This window comes from Pseudomonas sp. NPDC090208 (assembly GCF_044746785.1).
GTDB lineage: Bacteria > Pseudomonadota > Gammaproteobacteria > Pseudomonadales > Pseudomonadaceae > Aquipseudomonas.
Window position 1 is genome coordinate 147,960 of record NZ_JBIVCU010000007.1, and the last position, 19,864, is coordinate 167,823.

The 19,864-nt window shown below is 62.2% G+C and carries 20 protein-coding genes; 2 read left to right on the forward strand and 18 right to left on the reverse strand.

Annotated features, from left to right (window positions below):
* Positions 1–10 precede the first annotated feature (10 nt).
* The 11 genes from ACIPL0_RS14055 to ACIPL0_RS14105 all read right to left on the reverse strand — a co-directional run bounded on the left by ACIPL0_RS14055 (position 11) and on the right by ACIPL0_RS14105 (position 9,052).
* Positions 11–997, reverse strand: a complete 987-nt coding sequence (locus ACIPL0_RS14055; protein WP_400597283.1) for a DNA polymerase III subunit delta' — start codon at positions 995–997, stop codon at positions 11–13.
* Positions 990–1,631 (reverse strand): dTMP kinase, encoded by a 642-nt coding sequence (tmk, locus tag ACIPL0_RS14060; protein WP_400597282.1) that lies wholly within the window; start codon positions 1,629–1,631, stop codon positions 990–992. Before tmk ends, ACIPL0_RS14055 begins: the two co-directional genes overlap by 8 nt.
* Before the next feature lie 19 nt (positions 1,632–1,650).
* The gene (mltG, locus tag ACIPL0_RS14065; protein WP_400597281.1) at positions 1,651–2,886 is read right to left on the reverse strand and encodes an endolytic transglycosylase MltG; all 1,236 of its coding nucleotides are present in this window, start codon (positions 2,884–2,886) and stop codon (positions 1,651–1,653) included.
* Between the two features lie 3 nt (positions 2,887–2,889).
* Positions 2,890–3,708, reverse strand: a complete 819-nt coding sequence (gene pabC, locus ACIPL0_RS14070; RefSeq protein ID WP_400597280.1) for an aminodeoxychorismate lyase — start codon at positions 3,706–3,708, stop codon at positions 2,890–2,892.
* On the reverse strand, positions 3,705–4,949 hold the full coding sequence (fabF, locus tag ACIPL0_RS14075; RefSeq protein WP_400597279.1) for a beta-ketoacyl-ACP synthase II: 1,245 nt from the start codon (positions 4,947–4,949) through the stop codon (positions 3,705–3,707). Before fabF ends, pabC begins: the two co-directional genes overlap by 4 nt.
* Before the next feature lie 106 nt (positions 4,950–5,055).
* The gene (acpP, locus tag ACIPL0_RS14080) at positions 5,056–5,292 is read right to left on the reverse strand and encodes an acyl carrier protein (RefSeq protein ID WP_400597277.1); all 237 of its coding nucleotides are present in this window, start codon (positions 5,290–5,292) and stop codon (positions 5,056–5,058) included.
* A gap of 186 nt (positions 5,293–5,478) precedes the next feature.
* Complete coding sequence (gene fabG / locus ACIPL0_RS14085) at positions 5,479–6,219, reverse strand: 3-oxoacyl-ACP reductase FabG (RefSeq protein ID WP_400597276.1); 741 nt, start codon at positions 6,217–6,219, stop codon at positions 5,479–5,481.
* Between the two features lie 15 nt (positions 6,220–6,234).
* Positions 6,235–7,173, reverse strand: a complete 939-nt coding sequence (fabD, locus tag ACIPL0_RS14090; protein WP_400597275.1) for an ACP S-malonyltransferase — start codon at positions 7,171–7,173, stop codon at positions 6,235–6,237.
* A 141-nt stretch (positions 7,174–7,314) separates the two neighbouring features.
* A complete protein-coding gene (gene plsX / locus ACIPL0_RS14095; protein ID WP_400597274.1) occupies positions 7,315–8,322 on the reverse strand; it encodes a phosphate acyltransferase PlsX in 1,008 nt (335 codons plus the stop codon).
* Between the two features lie 4 nt (positions 8,323–8,326).
* On the reverse strand, positions 8,327–8,509 hold the full coding sequence (rpmF, locus tag ACIPL0_RS14100; protein ID WP_003179396.1) for a 50S ribosomal protein L32: 183 nt from the start codon (positions 8,507–8,509) through the stop codon (positions 8,327–8,329).
* A gap of 9 nt (positions 8,510–8,518) precedes the next feature.
* On the reverse strand, positions 8,519–9,052 hold the full coding sequence (locus tag ACIPL0_RS14105; RefSeq protein WP_400597273.1) for a YceD family protein: 534 nt from the start codon (positions 9,050–9,052) through the stop codon (positions 8,519–8,521).
* A gap of 106 nt (positions 9,053–9,158) precedes the next feature.
* Here ACIPL0_RS14105 and ACIPL0_RS14110 point away from each other — a divergent pair, with 106 nt between their 5' ends.
* Positions 9,159–9,737: a Maf family protein gene (locus ACIPL0_RS14110; RefSeq protein WP_400597272.1), complete on the forward strand. Its 579-nt coding sequence runs from the start codon at positions 9,159–9,161 to the stop codon at positions 9,735–9,737.
* A 55-nt stretch (positions 9,738–9,792) separates the two neighbouring features.
* On the opposite strand, the gene sppA is transcribed toward ACIPL0_RS14110, so the two are convergent.
* Genes sppA through rluC form a run of 3 tightly spaced genes read right to left on the reverse strand, consistent with a single transcriptional unit; the run spans position 9,793 to position 12,431 of the window.
* On the reverse strand, positions 9,793–10,797 hold the full coding sequence (sppA, locus tag ACIPL0_RS14115) for a signal peptide peptidase SppA (protein ID WP_400597271.1): 1,005 nt from the start codon (positions 10,795–10,797) through the stop codon (positions 9,793–9,795).
* 7 nt (positions 10,798–10,804) lie between these two features.
* Entirely contained in the window at positions 10,805–11,485 is a 681-nt protein-coding gene (locus ACIPL0_RS14120) for an HAD-IA family hydrolase (RefSeq protein WP_400597269.1), read from the reverse strand.
* The gene (rluC, locus tag ACIPL0_RS14125) at positions 11,475–12,431 is read right to left on the reverse strand and encodes a 23S rRNA pseudouridine(955/2504/2580) synthase RluC (RefSeq protein WP_400597268.1); all 957 of its coding nucleotides are present in this window, start codon (positions 12,429–12,431) and stop codon (positions 11,475–11,477) included. The genes ACIPL0_RS14120 and rluC overlap by 11 nt, the downstream gene beginning before the upstream one ends.
* 713 nt (positions 12,432–13,144) lie before the next feature.
* Between rluC and rne the strand changes: the two genes are divergently transcribed.
* A complete protein-coding gene (gene rne / locus ACIPL0_RS14130; RefSeq protein ID WP_400597267.1) occupies positions 13,145–16,372 on the forward strand; it encodes a ribonuclease E in 3,228 nt (1,075 codons plus the stop codon).
* A gap of 860 nt (positions 16,373–17,232) precedes the next feature.
* Here rne and ACIPL0_RS14135 read toward each other — a convergent pair.
* The 4 genes from ACIPL0_RS14135 to ACIPL0_RS14150 all read right to left on the reverse strand — a co-directional run bounded on the left by ACIPL0_RS14135 (position 17,233) and on the right by ACIPL0_RS14150 (position 19,858).
* Entirely contained in the window at positions 17,233–17,826 is a 594-nt protein-coding gene (locus ACIPL0_RS14135) for an NTP transferase domain-containing protein (protein ID WP_400597266.1), read from the reverse strand.
* A gap of 69 nt (positions 17,827–17,895) precedes the next feature.
* On the reverse strand, positions 17,896–18,915 hold the full coding sequence (gene murB, locus ACIPL0_RS14140; RefSeq protein WP_400597265.1) for a UDP-N-acetylmuramate dehydrogenase: 1,020 nt from the start codon (positions 18,913–18,915) through the stop codon (positions 17,896–17,898).
* The gene (kdsB, locus tag ACIPL0_RS14145) at positions 18,912–19,676 is read right to left on the reverse strand and encodes a 3-deoxy-manno-octulosonate cytidylyltransferase (RefSeq protein WP_400597264.1); all 765 of its coding nucleotides are present in this window, start codon (positions 19,674–19,676) and stop codon (positions 18,912–18,914) included. The genes murB and kdsB overlap by 4 nt, the downstream gene beginning before the upstream one ends.
* On the reverse strand, positions 19,673–19,858 hold the full coding sequence (locus tag ACIPL0_RS14150; protein WP_400597263.1) for a Trm112 family protein: 186 nt from the start codon (positions 19,856–19,858) through the stop codon (positions 19,673–19,675). The genes kdsB and ACIPL0_RS14150 overlap by 4 nt, the downstream gene beginning before the upstream one ends.
* Positions 19,859–19,864: the final 6 nt, after the last annotated feature.

Sequence of the window (19,864 nt, forward strand, 5' to 3'; positions counted from 1 at the left end):
GATGGCCAGTCTAACCCTGTCCGGTCAGCGCTGCCCACTGCACCAACAAGGCTTCGAGCAATAAAACCCGGTTGAGGTTCGCTTTCGACAGCACTTTCTGTCGCTGCAGCAGCACCCAGTCCTGCATCGCCAGCACCTTGTCCTGACCGGATTTCTGCGCCAGGTACTGCACGACCTTGCGCATGTCGGCCAGCCCGAGGCCGTTTTCATCCCCGGTCAATTGATAGCGCAGGATCAGGTTCGACCAGTCGCAGAACCAGTCGAACAGCAACAACAGTGGAATGTCCTTCCAGCCCTCGGCCAGTTGCGTCGGCGACTGCTGGCCCTTGAGCAGCTTTTTCACGCCGTCGACCACCAGCGCGCGCTGTTCGCGCACGCCTTGCGCCTGAAGGCTGACGGCGGCCAGCGGCGAACCGGCGGCCAGGGTCAGCAGCTCAAGGCGCTCTTCTTCGCTGCACTCGGGCAAGGCACCGGCCAGCCAGGCAATACTCATCGCTTCGCCGGGCAGCGGGCAGGCCTGCTGCACGCAGCGGCTCTTGATGGTCGGCAACAAGCGGCTCGGCTGATGGCTGACCAGCAGCAGAACGGTATCGCCGGAGGGCTCTTCCAGGCTCTTGAGCAAGGCGTTGGCAGCGTTGATGTTCATCGACTCGACCGGCTCGATCAGCACCACTTTGCGCCCGCCCATCTGCGCGGTCTGCACCACGAAGCTGACCAGATCACGCACCTGATCGACCTTGATTGCCTTGTCCGCCTCTTCCGGCTCCAGCACATAGTTGTCCGGGTGACTGCCGGCGGCGAGCAGCGAACAGGATTTGCACTGGCCGCACGCCTGCAAGCCCTGAGGCTGCTGACACAGCAGCAACGCCATCAGCCGCTCAGCCAGCGCACGCTTGCCGATGCCGGCCGGACCGTGGAGCAAATAGGCGTGGGCGTGATGGCTGCGACCGGCCAGTTGCTGCCAGAGGGCGTCCTGCCACGGGTAGGCTTCAGCCATGTTGCGGTGCCAGTCGTTTCAGCAGATCAGGCAGCAGCGCATCCAGCGATGCCTGCACGTCAGCCAGCGGCAACGCTGCATCAACCAGCCGGTAACGCTCTGGCGCAGCGGCAGCGCGATTCAGATAAGTGCTGCGCACGGCGTCGAAGAATGCGCGCCCTTCCTGCTCGAAACGATCCAGCCGGCCACGGGCACTGGCGCGGGCCAGACCGACTTCCACTGGCAGGTCGAACACCAGGGTCAGATCGGGGCGCAAGTCGCCCTGGACGAAATGTTCGAGTGCCGCGATACGCTCCACCGACAGGCCGCGCCCCCCGCCCTGGTAGGCGTAGGTGGCATCGGTAAAACGATCGCACAGCACCACGGCGCCACGGGCCAGCGCCGGACGAATCACGCCGGCCAGATGCTGGGCACGGGCGGCGAACACCAACAGCAATTCGGTATCGGCATCCATGGATTCGTCACTGGGCGCCAGCAGCAATTCACGAATGCGCTCGGCCAGCGGCGTACCGCCGGGCTCGCGGGTCAGCACCACGTCGATACCCTGCTCGCGCAGACGCTCGGCCAGGTATTCGCGATTGGTGCTCTTGCCCGCACCTTCCGGACCTTCCAGGGTGATAAACAAACCAGTCACAGGCTGTCCTTTTTCAGATTCATTGCGGGCGCGGTTCGCCCTTTTCGGCCTTGCCAGTCTCACCGTTCGCTTCGGTCGGTGGCGCTGGCTGCTCGATGATCGAGGGCTCGGGCTGCTTTTGCTCGGGCGCCGGTTGTTCGGGTGTTTCCGCTGCCGGAGCCGCATCGGTGGCCGGTTTTTCGGCGGTCGGCACAGGGTCGACACCCGGCGTCGGCAGCACGGTGGGCGCCGGACTCGAACGATAGTCGGCACGGCGCTTGAGCTGGAATTCCTTCACCGCGGCATTGTGCGCGTCCAGATCGTCGGAAAACACATGACTGCCGTCACCCCGCGCGACGAAATACAGGCTGCTGCCCGACACCGGGTTCATCGCCGCGCGAATCGCCTCGCGGCCGACCATGGCAATCGGCGTCGGTGGCAGACCGGAGATGACGTAGGTGTTGTACGGCGTGGGCTCCTTGAGGAACGCCCGGGTGATCTTGCCGTTATAGCGCTCGCCGAGGCCATAGATCACCGTCGGGTCGGTCTGCAGCAACATGCCCTGTTGCAGGCGCCGCACGAACACACCGGCAATCTGTCCGCGCTCCTGCGGCACGCCGGTTTCCTTCTCCACCAGCGACGCCATGATCAGCGCCTGATAGGGATCGACGTAAGGTACATCGGCAGCGCGCTTGTCCCACTCTTCACGCAGCACTTCGTCGAGGCGGTTGTAGGCCTGCTTGAGCAGTTCCGCATCGGTCATGCCGCGCACATAACGATAGGTGTCGGGGAAAAAACGCCCTTCCGGGAACACATTGGGATGGCCGATGCGCGCCATCAGGTCGGCATCGCTGAGGTTACCCAGCGTCTGCTCAAGCTTGGCCTGTTTCGCCAGCGCGGCGCGAACCTGGCGAAAGTTCCAGCCCTCGACCAGCGTCAGGCTGTACTGCACCACTTCGCCTTTCTGCCACAGGGCCAGCAGCGACTTGGCATCCATCCCCGGGGTCATGCGGTATTCACCGCTGTGCAACGACTGTCCGGCCAGATTGAAGCGCCAGTACAGGCGCAGCCAGAACGCATCCTTGATCACCCCATCGGCCTGCAGACGATTGAGCACACCGGTCGGCGAGGAGCCGGACGGCACATCGAGCAGTTGTTCCTGAGTGAGGTTCAACGGTTGTTGCAGCGCCGAGGTCTGTTGCCACCAGGCCAGACCCAGCAAGAGCCCGGCCAGAACCACGGCGGTTTCCAGCAGGACAAACAATTTTCGGATCACGAATCAGATATCCAGAAGCCCGCGTACAAGGTGTTGCAGTGTACGGGTGAGTGGCCCGACCGGCCAGTTGCTTTGCTCGAATGCGCGCACCGGCCAGATGCCATATACGCTGTTGCAGACGAACACTTCATCGGCCTTGCGCAAGTCTGACATCTGCAGATCCAGCGCCCGTGCCGGGATGTTGTTCTGCTCGGCAAGGGCGAGCAATTCGGCACGCATGACACCCGCAACACCGCAACGGGTCAGGTCGGGGGTCAGCAGCACGCCACCCTTGATCAGAAACAGATTGCTGAAAACACCCTCGACCAGACGACCGGAGGTGTCGCGCATCAGCCCTTCTGCGTGTTCGACGTCCTGCCACTCGCCACGGGCCAGCACCTGTTCCAGGCGGTTCAGGTGCTTGAGACCGGCCAGCAGCGGTTGCTCGGCCAGACGGGTCTTGCAGGCGAACAGACGAATGCCCTGCTCGGCGTTTTCCTGCGGATAGCCCGGCAGCGGGCTGCCCTGCAGAATCCGCCGTGGCCGCGAATCCACTGCTGGCGCATAGCCGCGCAGGCCATCGCCACGGGTGACGATCAGTTTCATCACCCCTTGACCCAGCTGCTCGGCAAATGCGCGCATTTCAGCTTCGATCAAGGGCAGATCCAACGCCAGTGTCAGGCGCTGAGCACCTGACTCCAGACGTTGCAGATGGCGCTGGAACAGCAACGGCTGCCCGGACTTGACCAGAATGGTCTCGAACAGGCCGTCGCCATAGGCCAGCCCCCTGTCCTTGACAGACAGGGTGTCGGCCGCAATGCCATCGATCCAGCAGGGTGTCATTCGCCGTACCGACGGAACACCAGCGAGCCGTTGGTGCCGCCAAAACCGAAGGAGTTGGACACCACCACGTCGATCGGCATTCTGCGCGCTTCGTGAGGCACGAAGTCCAGATCGCAGCCTTCGCCCGGCTCATCGAGGTTGATGGTCGGCGGCGCGATCTGATCCTTGATCGCCAGCACGCTGAAGATCGCCTCGATGGCACCGGCAGCACCGAGCAGGTGACCAGTCATGGACTTGGTCGAACTGACCGCCAGCTTGTAGGCATGCTCGCCGAACACCGATTTGATCGCGTTCACTTCGGCCAGATCGCCAGCCGGTGTCGACGTACCGTGGGCGTTGATGTACTGCACCTGGTCCGGATCGACCTTCGCGTCACGCAGGGCATTGGCGATGCAGCGTGCAGCGCCGGCACCGTCTTCCGGTGGCGAAGTCATGTGGAATGCATCGCCGCTCATGCCGAAACCGATCAGCTCGGCATAGATGGTAGCGCCACGGGCGCGGGCGTGCTCCAGCTCTTCGAGGACCAGTGCACCGGCACCGTTGGACAGCACAAAGCCGTCACGGCCCTTGTCCCACGGACGGCTGGCGCGGGCCGGCTCGTCATTGCGGGTCGACAGCGCGCGGGAGGCGCCAAAGCCCCCCATGCCCAGACCACAGGCAGCCATTTCGGCGCCGCCGGCGATCATCACGTCGGCTTCGTCATAGGCAATGTTGCGTGCCGCCATGCCGATGCAGTGCGTACTGGTGGTACAGGCGGTGGCGATGGCGTAGTTGGGTCCCTGTGCGCCCAGATGGATCGACAGGAAGCCGGAAATCATGTTGATGATCGAACCGGGCACGAAGAACGGGGAAATCTTGCCCGGCCCTTGTTCGTGCAGCATACGGCTGGTGTTCTCGATGTTGGTCAGACCACCGATACCCGAGCCCATGGCGACACCGATACGCTCGCGGTTGGCGTCGGTGATTTCGATACCGGCGTTGCGTACCGCCTGAAAGCTGGCAGCCAGGCCGTACTGGATGAACAGGTCGAGACGGCGCGCCTCTTTGGGCGACAGGTAGTCTTCGACGTTGAAATCCTTGACCGAACCGCCGAAGCGGGTGGTGTAAGCCGAAAGGTCCGTGTGTTCGATGGGGCCAATGCCACTCTGGCCAGCCAGAATGCCTTGCCAAGTGCTGGGCACATCGCTACCCAGTGGCGTCAGCATACCCATACCGGTGACCACGACGCGTCTACGCGACACAGGACTCTCCTTTTTTCTATTGACGAAACGCTGCCCAGTTAAAGAAAAAACCGCACGCCGGGGGCAGTGCGGTTTTTCCATGACAGCAAACAGCGACTACAAAGTCTTAAGCCTGGTGGCCTTTGACGTAATCGATAGCAGCCTGAACAGTAGTGATCTTCTCGGCTTCCTCGTCAGGGATTTCGGTCTCGAATTCCTCTTCCAGAGCCATGACCAGCTCAACGGTGTCAAGGGAGTCAGCGCCCAGATCTTCAACGAAAGAAGACTCGGCCTTCACTTCTTCTTCTTTGACGCCAAGTTGCTCGGCAACGATTTTCTTGACGCGCTCTTCGATGGTGCTCATACCGTGTTTTAACTCCTAGTGGACAAATTCGGGCAGCTGGCCGACGGGCAAGTGTATAGAAGAGGTTTTGCGCTTTTCAAGCTTAACGCAATCCCTCGAGAGCCCGTCGCCTTTCTACCCATCAATAAGTTGCAGCTTTATAACGGATTTTAGACAGCCCGTATGACATTTTTTCGATACGGACAGTCACATGTACATGCCGCCGTTCACGGGGATTGTAGCCCCGGTCACGTAGCCTGCACCTTCCGAGGCAAGAAAAGCGACCGCATGCGCGATTTCTTCCGCCTGCCCCAGTCGACCCAGCGGAATCTGGGTCGTCAGGGATTCACGTTGCGCTTCCGGCAGCTCACGGGTCATATCGGTGTCGATAAAGCCCGGAGTCACCGAGTTCACGGTGATTGCACGGGAGCCGACTTCACGCGCCAGCGCACGGCTGAAACCTTCCAGACCCGCTTTCGCGGCGGCATAGTTTACTTGACCGGCGTTGCCCATGGCACCCACCACCGAGCCGATGCTGATGATCCGACCCCAACGAGCCTTGGTCATGCCACGCAGAACACCCTTGGTCAGGCGATACAGGCTGCTCAGGTTGGTGTTGATGACGTCATGCCACTCTTCGTCTTTCATGCGCATCATCAGGTTGTCACGGGTGATGCCGGCGTTGTTGACCAGAATCAACGGCGCACCGACACGCTCCTGGATCTGCGCCAGAACGGCCGTCACGGACTCGTCGCTGCCGACATCCAGCGCCAGGCCGAAGCCCTCGACGCCGTTTTCCTTGAAGTAGGCGGTGATTTTCTCGGCGCCGGACTCAGAGGTCGCGGTTCCGACCACGGTAGCGCCGTTACGGCCCAGTTCCAGGGCGATTGCCCGGCCAATGCCACGGCTCGCGCCGGTGACCAGTGCAACTTTACCTTGCAGACTCATGCAAGCGTCTCCTTATCAGGCCAGTGCCGCGCGGGCGGCAGCGAAGGCATCCGGGGTATTGAGGTTGGAAGTGTTGACGCCGTCGGCGCAACGCTTGTTCAGACCGGCCAGCACCTTGCCCGGGCCGCATTCGACCAGTTGCAGGGCGCCATTGGCAGCCAGGGTCTGGATCGACTCGACCCAGCGCACAGGCTTGTACAGTTGTTGCAGCAGATCGGTCTTCAGGGTTTCCAGATCGGTCACGACGCTGGCGCTGACGTTCTGCACCAGCGGAATCTGCGGCGCCTGCCAGTCGATGGCGGCGACGGATTCGGCGAAACGCTCGGCGGCCGGACGCATCAGCTCACAGTGAGACGGAACGCTGACCGGCAGCGGCATGGCGCGCTTGGCACCCTTGGCCTTGCACAGCTCGATGGCGCGCTCGACAGCCGCCTTGGCACCGGCGATCACCACCTGGCCCGGCGAGTTGAAGTTGACCGCGCTGACCACTTCGCCCTGAGCCGCTTCGGCGCAGGCGGCGATGACATCGGCATCGTCCAGACCCAGGATGGCGGCCATGCCGCCCTGCCCGGCCGGTACGGCTTCCTGCATCAGTTGGCCACGGCGCTCGACCAGCTTGACCGCATCGGCCAGCGACAGACTGCCCGCGGCAACCAGCGCGCTGTATTCACCCAGGCTGTGGCCGGCGACAAATGCCGGGCGCACACCGCCTTCTGCCAGCCACAGACGCCACAGGGCGATGGAAGCGGTCAGAATGGCCGGCTGGGTCTTGTCGGTCTGATTGAGGTTTTCTTCCGGCCCTTGCTGGGTCAGCGCCCAGAGGTCATAGCCCAGAGCGTCGGAAGCTTCTTTGAACGTTTCCAGCACCAGCGGGTACTGCGCGCCCAGCTCGGCCAGCATGCCGAGGGACTGCGAGCCCTGGCCCGGAAAGACGAATGCGACGGAAGCAGACATTGAACAGGCCCCTGATTATTGTCGTCAAAAAGAACGTCCGGCAGTGCCGAACGCAAGATAATTCAAAGTGTTACGCATGGCCAGTTGGATGACCGGCCAGTCACCGGGGTCACATTCTAGCGCATCCCGAGCGGCGCGCCGCTAGAGCAACTCCTCCAGGCGACCGTGCAGACGCTCGGGCAGATTCTCTCGAATCTCGATCAGCGCGCGCTGAATCGCGCTCTGAAACCCCTGCACACCGGCAGAACCATGGCTCTTCACCACAATGCCCTGCAGGCCGAGAAAACTCGCACCGTTGTGCCGCGCGGGAGCCAGATCCGCCTTCAGACGCTTGAGCAGCGGCAATGCCAGCGCACCGACGGCCTTGGACAGCACGTTCTGGCGAAACAGGATCTCGATCCGCTCGCTGATCATGGTAGCCAGCCCCTCGCTGGACTTGAGCAGGATATTGCCGACGAAACCGTCACACACCACGACATCCGCCTCGCCACGGTACAGACCATCGCCCTCGACGAAGCCGACATAATTCAGGCCCGGCGCCGCCTGCAGCAAGCTGGCAGCCAGTTTGACCTGCTGATTGCCCTTGATGTCCTCGGTGCCGACATTGAGCAGTGCGACTTTTGGTCGCTCCACACCCAGCGCCTCGGCAGCCACCGCCCCCATCACCGCGAACTGATAGAGGTTTTCCGCGCTGCAATCGACGTTCGCCCCCAGATCCAGCAACTGACAGTAGCCACGCCGGGTCGGAATCGCCGCCACCATCGCCGGACGGTCGATGCCTGGCAGGGTTTTCAGCACGAACCGCGACAACGCCATCAGGGCGCCAGTATTGCCAGCGCTGACACACGCCTGCGCCTGCCCGTCCGCCAGCAGACGCAACGCTACGCGCATCGACGAATCGGGCTTGCCACGCAAGGCAAGCGATGGCCGATCATCCATAGTGATGACTTCACTGGCGTGAACGACGAACAGGCGTGATCGATCGACCGCCGGATGGCGAGCAATGAGTTCTTCAAGAAGGGAGGCGTGACCGACAAGGATCAGGTGGAGCGAGGGTGTAGCAAGCAGACAGGCGATACTGGCCTGAACAATGTTGCGGGGACCGAAGTCCCCGCCCATTGCGTCGATCGCGATGACCGGAGCGGACAAGAAATTACTCGTCAGCGCCCTTGTCGATCACTTTACGGCCACGGTATACGCCTTCTGGCGATACGTGGTGACGCAGGTGAACTTCACCGGTGGTTTTTTCTACAGACAGGGTGCTAGCCTCGAGAGCGTCGTGCGAACGGCGCATGTCACGGGCAGAGCGGGATTTTTTGTTCTGCTGAACAGCCATAATTAACTCCTAAACGTTTGGGTCACGCTTTAACTGCGCCAATACACTGAACGGGTTGGACCGCGGTACCTCGTCCACGCTCGGCTCGGGCTCATCGGCGCCTGCCGGCTGCTGGCATTCTTTCGGATCATGAACAGGGACAATCGGCAGGGCAAGCAGAAGCTCGTCCTCGATAACCGCCCGCAGATCTACATCCAATTGATCTTCGCCGAGTTCCAGTACGTCATAGCCTTTCGGCAACGACTGGGTATTTGCACCCTCTTTCACCACGGCATAAGTGCATTCGCTGTGGATCGGCAGAGTGACCAGCTCAAGACAACGCTGGCAAACCATTTTGACTTCGACGTCCAGTTCGCTGTGGAAAACCACGGCGCGCTGTTCATCTCGCTCAAAAACGAATTTCGCCTGCACTGTACCAAGATTGTCAGCAAGCGGGTCGCAGAGTCTCTCCAAATCAGCCAGCGGCACACTTCCTTCGACAGAAGTGCCACGATCGGCTAATTTGCGCGGGTCAACGTGAGGTGGAATCGGGTCATTCAACATAGGCGCAGCATTCTAGGGACGAGACCCTTGCCTGTCAAAGGAATTTCCGGCCTGTTCGCCAGCAAGCCTGCTGATTACACTCGACTTTCACGTTTCGGAGAACCCCATGCTGCCATTGCTCCTCGCCTCCAGCTCACCTTATCGCCGGGAATTGCTCGAACGACTGCGCCTGCCGTTCGTCTGCGCATCCCCGGATATCGATGAAAGTCGCCTCCCCAACGAGTCTGCCAGCGATCTGGTCAAACGCCTGGCCCGAGAGAAAGCCATGGCACTGGCAGAGCGCTATCCTGATCACCTGATCATCGGCTCGGACCAGGTCGCCGTGCTCGGCGAGCAGATCCTCGGCAAGCCGCACACGTTCGAGCGCGCCCTGGAGCAGTTGAGCGCCAGCAGCGGCAAAAGCGTGAGCTTTCTCACCGGGCTCGCGCTGTACAACAGCCAGAGCGGCGAATGCCAGGTCGATTGCGTGCCCTTCACCGTACACATGCGCGACCTCGATCAGACGCGCATCAGCCGCTACCTGCACGCCGAACAGCCCTACGACTGCGCCGGCAGCTTCAAGGCCGAGGGGCTGGGCGTGAGCCTGTTCCGCGCCACCGAAGGCGCAGATGCCACCAGCCTGATCGGCCTTCCTTTAATAAGGCTGGTGGATATGCTGGACGCAGAAGGCGTCGAGATCCCGTAACGCACCCACAAAAAACCCGACCAATGGCCGGGTTTTTCGTTATCAACTGCCGCTATCAGCGCAGCGAAGGCCCATGAAAGCCGGCCCACATGGCGATCTGCTCAGCCACACTGGCGCCCAGCTTCTTGGAGAAGCGATCGAACGGTGATTCCTGCACGGTGTAATCCACCAGCTCTTTCTCGCCGATGACCTCGCGGGCGACGTAACTGGCGCTACCCAGACCATCCACCAGACCCAGCGCCACCGCCTGCTCACCAGTCCAGACCAGGCCGGAGAACAGCTCCGGATGATCCTTGTCTTTCAAACGATCTCCACGCCCCGCCTTGACGCTGGCAATGAACTGTTTGTGCGTGGTATCGAGCACGCCCTGCCAGAAGGCGGTTTCATCCGGCTTCTGCGGCTGGAACGGATCGAGGAACGCCTTGTGCTCGCCGGAGGTATAGGTCCGACGATCCACACCCAGCTTTTCCATGGTGCCGACAAAGCCGAAACCGGCTGCCGTCACACCGATGGAGCCGACCAGACTGGCCTTGTCCGCATAGATCTCGTCGGCGGCACTGGCGATGTAATAGGCGCCGGAGGCACCCAGATCGGTAATGACCGCATAAACCTTGATATTCGGCTTCTGCGCGCGCAGACGGCGGATTTCGTCATAGATGTAGCCCGACTGCACCGGACTGCCGCCAGGACTGTTGATGCGCAGGATCACACCCTTGGTCTTTTCGTCCTCGAACGCCGCACGCAGACTGCCGACGATGTTGTCGGCGCTGGCAGGTTCGGTGTCGGCGATCATGCCTTTGACTTCGATCAGCGCCGTATGACTGGCCTTGCGCGACGCACCCTTCTCGAAATCCATCAGCGGCGAAAACATCACCAGCGCCACGAACAGATAGATGAACGTCAGCGACTTGAAGAAAATCCCCCAGCGCCGGGTGCGACGATGCTCCTGGACGTTGGCCAGCAGCGTCTTTTCCAGCAGTTTCCAGCTTTTTGCGTCAGCCCCACCCTCGCCGCCTTCGTTCTTTTCTGGCGTAGACGGTGCTTTCCATTCATCCGACATGAGTCAGTTACCCCAACAACGAAGATTCAGCGGTACGCGCACCCAGCCAGGTGCGCAATTCGGAAAAGTGCCCGATAGCCAGGCGCGGCTCATATTGCAGCAGCGAGTCCAGCGCCTGCGCGCCATAGCCAACGGCTACCGAGTCCATGCCGGCATTGCGCGCCATGAGCAGATCGAACGACGCATCGCCAACCATCAGCGCCTTTTCCGGGCGCACGCCGCAATGCTGAAGAATCTCGTTGAGCATCAGCGGATCCGGCTTGCTGGCCGTCTCGTCCGCTGCGCGGGTGGCATCGAAGTAATCCAGCCAGCCATGGGCCCTTAGAACCCGGTCCAGACCACGTCGCGCCTTGCCGGTCGCTACCGCCAGGCGATAGCCCTCGGCGCGGAACGCTTCCAGGGATTCATGCACACCCTCGAACAGCTGCGACGGCTCCACATCCATCGCCATGTAGCTGTCGGCGTAGCGCTGACGGAAATCGATCAGGTCGTTGGCGCTGATATCCGGATACAGGGTACGGATGGCCTCCGGAAGACCCAGACCGATGATGCCCTTGATCGCCAGATCGTCGCGCACCGGCCGGCCGGACAGTTGCGCCGCCGTGCGCATGGCTTCGACGATGCGCCCGATGGAGTCGGACAGCGTGCCGTCCCAGTCGAAAATCAGCAGCTCGTAATCAGGGCGCACTCAATCGCTCCACGGTTTGGGCCCACATCTCGTCGACAGGCGCCTCCAGCTTCAGCTCGCCGCCATCCGGCAGCGGCACGGTCAGAGCGTAAGCATGCAGAAAAAGACGCTTGCCGCCCAGTTCTCGAATCTCGCGGGTGAAATCTTCGTCGCCGTATTTGCTGTCGCCGGCAATGCTGTGCCCGGCGTGCAGCGCATGCACACGAATCTGGTGGGTACGCCCGGTGATCGGCCGCGCCTCGACCATGGTGGCGAAGTCGCCGAAACGGCGCAGGACCTTGAACAGGGTCAACGCCTCCTTGCCCTCGTCATTGACCTCGACCATGCGCTCGCCCGAGCGCAGGTTGCTCTTGAGCAGCGGCGCGCGCACCTGCTTCTGGCTGGTCGCCCAGTGCCCGCGCACCAGCGCCATGTAGCGCTTGTCCACGCCATCGCCGCGCAATTGCTCGTGCAGGTGGCGCAACATGCTGCGCTTCTTGGCGATCATCAGCAGGCCGGAGGTGTCACGGTCCAGACGATGGACCAGCTCCAGCTCCTTGGCATCAGGGCGCAACTGACGAAAGGCTTCGATCACGCCAAAACTCAACCCGCTGCCACCATGAACGGCGATGCCGGCAGGCTTGTTGAGCACGATCAGGCCCTTGTCCTCGTAGACGATGGCCGCCTCAAGGCGCTGCAACAGCCCCTGAGCCACCGGCACAGGCTCGTCGCGCTCAGGCACCCGAACGGGTGGAACGCGCACGATGTCGCCCGCCTGAAGCTTGTACTCCGGCTTGATCCGGCCCTTGTTCACCCGCACTTCGCCTTTGCGCAATATGCGGTAAATCAAGGTCTTGGGAACGCCCTTGAGGTACGTGATCAGAAAATTATCGATGCGTTGACCGGCAAGTTCCGGCGCAACCTCTACCAGCTGAACGCCGGGGGTTGGGGGGGTGATATTCGTCATGGCGCAAATCATAACAATTTTTTATGGATTTGAAGCACTTAATGATTGCTGCTATAGTCGCGAACGCCGCCAAAAGCGGCCTGGACAGCGGACAAACGGTATGACAGCCGGCCCTGACCAACGCAATTCACGAGGGCGCGAGGCCGTCCTACGGGGCTTTCGGTGACAACGGAAGATCAACCGGTGTAACGAGCGCAGGTGACATGAGGCCTGAAACAAGCCCGACCGCAGAGTGACACACTCGCCGTCGAGGCCCACGTTCACGGACAGTTCACAAGGTGCAGTCGCTGGCAATCGCTCCGGGCGAATGCTTCGGAAACCATGCCTTAATTGAGCCATGACGCGCGAACTTCCCATCGAAGATCGCGGTAAATGCAACCCGCTGCGGATTCAGCGCGCGGCAGCACCCGAATTATCAGGGATACGTGTGGGGTGGAGACGCACAACCGTCGGACTGTGTAGCAGAAGGCTTTAAAAGACGCTTCATATCGTCCGCTACCGATGGTTGATTCCTCCTCCTGACAAAGCTTTTGCTGACAGGGTGTCATTTGTCACCACAGCAAGCAGGAAACGTCGTCGCGATTACGGCCCCCCTGGCCGATGCTCGTTAGACACTGGAGTGTCCAAGCACTCCTGACGTGCCCTGACACCGACCGTGAGAAGTCGTGTGTGCCGAACGCCGTTTCCGGCAGCCCGGAAACCGACGGTACTACATGAAAAGAATGCTGATTAACGCAACTCAACCCGAAGAGTTGCGTGTTGCGCTGGTAGACGGCCAGCGCCTATACGACCTGGATATCGAATCCGGGGCCCGCGAACAGAAGAAGGCCAACATCTACAAGGGCCGGATCACGCGCATCGAACCCAGCCTGGAAGCGGCTTTCGTCGACTTCGGCTCCGAGCGTCACGGCTTCCTGCCGCTGAAGGAAATCTCCCGCGAATACTTCAAGAAGTCCCCTGAAGGCCGGGTCAACATCAAGGAAGTCCTGAGCGAAGGCCAGGAAGTCATCGTTCAGGTCGAGAAAGAAGAGCGTGGCAACAAGGGCGCAGCCCTGACCACCTTCATCAGCCTGGCCGGTCGTTACCTGGTGCTGATGCCGAACAACCCGCGTGCCGGCGGCATCTCCCGTCGCATCGAAGGCGAAGAGCGCAACGAACTGCGTGAAGCGCTGAACGGCCTGGTTGCACCGGCCGACATGGGTCTGATCGTGCGCACTGCCGGCCTTGGCCGCAGCAGCGAAGAAATGCAGTGGGACCTCGACTACCTGCTGCAACTGTGGACCGCCATCAAGGAAGCGTCCCAGGACCGTTCCGCGCCGTTCCTGATCTATCAGGAAAGCAACGTCATCATCCGCGCCATCCGCGACTATCTGCGCCAGGACATCGGCGAAGTGCTGATCGATAGCGTCGAAGCCCAGGAAGAAGCCCTGACCTTCATCCGTCAGGTGATGCCGCAGTACGCCAGCAAGATCAAGCTGTACGAAGACAGCGTGCCGCTGTTCAACCGCTTCCAGATCGAAAGCCAGATCGAAACCGCCTTCCAGCGCGTGGTCGAACTGCCTTCCGGCGGCTCCATCGTCATCGACCCGACCGAAGCCCTGGTGTCCATCGACATCAACTCGGCGCGCGCCACCAAAGGCAGCGACATCGAAGAAACCGCCCTGCAGACCAACCTGGAAGCGGCCGAGGAAATCGCCCGTCAACTGCGTCTGCGTGACATCGGCGGCCTGATCGTCATCGACTTCATCGACATGACCCCGGCCAAGAACCAGCGCGCCGTGGAAGAAAAAGTCCGCGAATGCCTGGAAGCCGACCGCGCCCGCGTTCAAGTGGGTCGCATCTCGCGTTTCGGCCTGCTGGAAATGTCCCGTCAGCGCCTGCGTCCGTCGCTGGGCGAAAGCAGCGGCATCGTCTGCCCGCGCTGCAACGGCACCGGCATCATCCGTGACGTCGAATCGCTGTCGCTGGCGATCCTGCGCCTGATCGAAGAAGAAGCCCTGAAGGACCGCACCGCCGAAGTCCGCGCCCAGGTGCCAATCCCGGTCGCAGCGTTCCTGCTCAACGAGAAGCGCAACTCGATCACCAAGATCGAACTGCGTACCCGCGCGCGCATCGTCATCCTGCCGAACGATCATCTCGAAACGCCGCACTTCGAAGTGCAGCGTCTGCGTGATGACAGCCCTGAAGCCCACAGCCTGCAGTCCAGCTACGAAATCGCTGCTGCCGCCGCCGAAGCCGAAGAAGTCCAGCCGACTGCCGCCACCCGCACCCTGGTTCGCCAGGAAGCGGCGGTCAAGACCGCACCGGCCCGCGCCAATGCTCCGGTTCCGACCGAAGTCGCCGCACCGGTTGCAGCGCCTGCCCCTGTCGCCCACGAACCAAGCCTGTTCAAAGGCCTGGTGAAGTCGCTGGTCAGCCTGTTCGCCGGCAAGGAAGAGCCTGCCGCACCGGCCGTCGTCGTGGAAAAACCGGCTGCCGAGCGTCCTGCGCGCAACGAAGAGCGCCGCAACGGTCGTCAGCAGAGCCGCAGCCGTAACAACGGCCGCCGCGACGAAGACCGCAAGCCGCGCGAAGAGCGCGCGCCACGTGCCGAGCGCGAAGAACGCGCCCCACGGGAAGAGCGTGCTCCGCGCGAGGAACGTGCACCACGCGAAGAACGTGCTCCACGCGAGCCGCGTGAAGTTCGCGAAGACAGCGCTCCTCGTGAAGAACGTGCGCCACGTGCTCCGCGTGAAGAGCGCCAGCCTCGTGCCCCGCGTGAAGACCGCAAGCCTCGCGAAGAGCGCGTGCGTGAACTGCGCGAGCCGCTGGATGCCGCTCCGGCAGTCAACCTGCCGCGCGAAGAGCGTCCTGAGCGCGCACCGCGTGAAGAGCGTCCGCCACGTCCGCCACGCGAGGAGCGTCAACCACGCGCCGAGCAGGCCGCTGCACCGGCTGCCGAAGAAGAAGTGCTGCTGAACAACGAAGAGCAACTGGATGACGGTCAGGAACACGCTGAAGGCGATCGTCCTCGTCGTCGCTCCCGTGGCCAGCGTCGTCGCAGCAACCGTCGTGAGCGTCAACGTGACGCCAACGGTGACGTGATCGAAGGCGCAGAAGGTAGCGAAGCCGGTCAGGAAGCCGTGGCTGAAGACGTGCGCAAGGAAGGCAACAGCGCCGAAATCGCTGCCGGTCTGGCCGTAACCGCCGCCGTAGCCGAAAGCACCGTCAGCGCCGCTGCCGAAGCCGACGCCCAGCGTCAGGCCGAACGCGCCAGTGCTCCTGTCGAAGCGCCAGCGGCTGAGTCCGTACCGGTCCAGGCCGAACTGCCAGCCATCGAGGCCCCGATCGCCGCAACGCCGCGCTCGGTCATGCCGGAAGTTGAAGTGGCCCAGTTCGACGCCAGCCTCAGCCCGTTCGAGCGTCAGGTCAAAGCCGCCGCCCAGGCCGAGCTGTTCGACACCCCGGCAGAAGTTGAAGCACCTGTCGTGGCCGAAGAAGCCGCGCCGACTCCGGTCGTCGAAGCACCAGTAGAAGCGCCGAAAGCCGCTGAACCTGTTGTAGAAGCGCCAGTTGCCGCGCCAGTGGTTGAAGCCGTCGCCGAACCGGTTGTTGCGCCAGTCGCCGCACCGGCCCCGGTTGTCGCTGAACCAGCGCCTGCTCTGGCTCCGGCACCTGCTGCTGAAAAGCCAGCGCTGCCGATGGCCAGCAGCGGCCGTGCACCAAACGATCCTCGTGAAGTGCGTCGTCGTCGCCTGGAAGCAGAACGCCTGCAGAAGGAAGCTGAAGCCGCCGCTGCCGCCGCTCCTGCAGTAGAAGCCGTGGCTGAGCCAGCCCCGGTTGTCGAAGCAGTCAGCACACCAGCGCCGGTCGTTGAAGAAAACGCCAAGCCGGTCCGCGAAGTCGTGACCGAGCACGGTGAAGAAGTGGAAGAAAGCAAAGAGCCTAAACCGCTCGTGTAATCTTCGCTGAATGAAAAAGCCCCGCCTGTGCAGACAGGCGGGGCTTTTTTATGCCCTGAACGTGCGGGAATAACCATTGCAGGAGCGCGCCTGCCCCTGTGGCCGACTTGCTGGCGAACGCGTCAGTTCAGGCACATTGATGTCGGCTGATCCACCGCTTTCGCGAGCAGAGCTCCCTCCCACGGACTCCGGCACTTACACCACCTGCGGCTGACAATGATCCTGTGGGAGCCGGCTTGCTGGCGAACGCGTCAGTTCAGGCACGTTGATGTCGGCTGATCCACCGCTTTCGCGAGCAGAGCTCCCTCCCACGGACTCCGGCACTTACACCACCTGCGGCTGGCAATAATTCTGTGGGAGCCGGCTTGCTGGCGAACGCGTCAGTTCAGGCACATTGATGTCGGCTGATCCACCGCTTTCGCGAGCAGAACTCCCTCCCACGGACTCCGGCACTTACACCACCTGCGGCTGGCAATGATTCTGTGGGAGCCCGCTTGCTGGCGAACGCGTCAGTTCAGGCACATTGATGTCAGCTGATCCACCGCTTTCGCGAGCAGAGCTCCCTCCCACGGACTCCGGCACTCACACCACCTGCGGCTGACAATGATCCTGTGGGAGCCGGCTTGCTGGCGAACGCGTCAGTTCAGGCACATTGATGTCGGCTGATCCACCGCTTTCGCGAGCAGAGCTCCCTCCCACGGACTCCGGTACTTACACCACCTGCGGCTGGCAATAATTCTGTGGGAGCCGGCTTGCTGGCGAACGCGGTTTGTCATTCAACGCTGTGGTGTCTGACCTGAAGCATTCGCCAGCAAGCCGGCTCCCACGGCCTTCGGCCAGAAGCGGAGACGCTCACGCCATCACGGCTTGAAAACCAACGCCGCTGGCACGTCCACATCCCACAGCACGCCGGGATCATCGACGCCGATTTCCTGCACGTCAGCCCCCTGAAACAGCCGCCGGGCGCCCTTCTCCCCCGCCAACGTGGTCAACGCCGGACCGAACTGCCGACCGAACGCCACCGGGTGGCCGTACTGACCGCCATGCACCGGCACGCTGATACCGTCGTCACGCAACGAATCAGCCACACGTTTGAGGGTATCCGGATGAATGAATGGCATGTCGCCGAGCACGATCAGCCAGCCGCGATGATCGGGCTGTGCCGCCACTGCGGCGGCAATGCTGTCGCCCATGCCCGATGAATCGAGCACGACGATCTCGCAGCCATGGCGCAGGCCAAGCTCGACGACGCTGGAATAATGGGGGCGGGTCAACAGCACGATTTTGTCGGCCACCGCGCCGACATTGACCAACACGTGTTCAAGCACGCAGCGTTCGACACCGTCGCGGCCCGTGCACTGGGCCAGCAACTTGTTGCGGTGGGCACCGGCCATCTGTCGATAGCGGCTGCCGAGGCCGGCAGCCAGAACGATCGCGCACAGGGTTTCACGCATGCTCAGCCTCTGATCCAGGATGTCTGCCATCGAAAATGCAAAGGCCAAGCCAGAAAACAGCGCCCAACCTCAGTACAGGTTAGGCTCCATTTCCAGGGTGACACCAAAACGCTGAAGAATATCGGACTGGATCCGCTGCGCCAGATTGAGCAGGTCATGGCCCGACGCCGCGCCATAATTGACCAATACCAGCGACTGCAAGGCATGCACGCCGGCATCGCCGTCACGGAAACCTTTCCAGCCCGCCTGTTCGATCAGCCAGCCGGCAGCGAGCTTCATCTGCCCGTCAGCCTGTGGATAAGCCACCAGCCCCGGATGCGTTTCACGAATACGCTCGGCCAACTCGCCCGGTACCACCGGGTTCTTGAAGAAACTGCCGGCATTGCCCAGCACCGCAGGGTCCGGCAGCTTTTCACTGCGGATGGCACATATCGCCCGACTGACGTGCAACGGCGTCGGCTCCTTGATGCCCTGCTCTTCCAGACGCTGGCGCACCGGGCCGTAATCCAGATGCAGACGGGCGCTGAAGCTCAGCTTGAAGCGCACCCGCAGGATCAGCCAGCGACCGGTCTGGTGCTTGAACACGCTGTCGCGATAACCGAAGGCGCAGTCTTCCAGGGAAAACTCGCGCAACTCGCCGCTTTGCCGATCCAGCGCTACCAGACTGTGGAAAACATCCTTGAGCTCGACGCCGTAGGCACCGATGTTCTGCATGGGCGCCGCGCCAACGGTGCCGGGAATCAGGCTGAGATTTTCCAGCCCGGCCAGGCCGCGCGCGAGCATTTCCAGCACGAACGGGTGCCAGGGCTCGCCAGCCTCGGCTTCGACCACCGCGCCGCCGCAATCCTCATGGATGATACGGATGCCGCGACTGGCCATGCGCAGCACCACTGCATCGATGTCAGCGGTCAGCAGCAGGTTGCTGCCACCACCGACCACCAGCACTTCGACGCCGCGCTCGGCCGCCCAGGCCAGCGCCTCGCGCACATCGCTGTCGCTGTGCGCCTCGCAATAGAAACGCGCGCGCACATCGACACCAAAGGTGTTGAACGGCTTGAGGGACACATCCGTTTGCACGTGCAGCATCAAGCCTCCAGCAAGCGCCGCACGCGCTCCAGGTCTTCAGCGGTGTCGACACCGGCCGGCGGCGCTTCGACAGCATCAGCGACGTGAATCCGTACGCCGTGCCACAGGGCACGCAACTGTTCGAGGTTTTCGGTGTTTTCCAGCCAGCACGGGCCCCAGCTGACGAAGTCATGGAGGAAACCGGCGCGATAGGCATAGATGCCGATATGGCGACGATACGGCACGCCCTCGGGCAAGGTGTCACGGCTCTTTGCCAGCGCATCCCGTGCCCACGGCAGCGGCGCGCGGCTGAAGGTCAGGGCCAGGCCGTTGACGTCGACGCTGACCTTGACCACGTTGGGGTTGAACAGCGCGGCCACGTCATCGATGGGTTCGGCCAGGGTCGAAATGCCGGCCTCTGGATGGGCAGCCAGGTTGGCGGCGACCTGATCGATCACCACCGGTGGAATCATTGGTTCGTCGCCCTGAACGTTGACCACGATGGCGTCGGCGGCCAGGCCCAGTTGCGTGGCCACCTCGGCCAAGCGGTCGGTACCGGAGTTGTGGTCGTCGCGGGTCATCAACACTTCGGCACCGAAGGCCTGACAGGCTTCGACGATGCGTGCGTCATCGGTGGCCACGACCACGCGCTGAGCACTGCTTTTGCGCGCCTGTTCCCAGACGTGCTGGATCATCGGCTTGCCGGCGATGGTTTTCAGAGGCTTGCCGGGAAAGCGGCTGGAGCCGAAACGCGCAGGGATGACGACAGTGAAGGCTGCAGTCATTTTTCCAGGCGCTCGTCGTCGGTCAGGGTGCGGGCTTCGTTTTCCAGCATCACCGGGATGCCGTCACGAATCGGGAACGCGAGACCGGCGCCCTTGCTGATCAGCTCGGTTTTGTCGGCGCTGAGCTTGAGCGGGCCTTTGCAGACCGGGCAAGCGAGGATGTCGAGCAATTTGGTGTCCATAAGAGA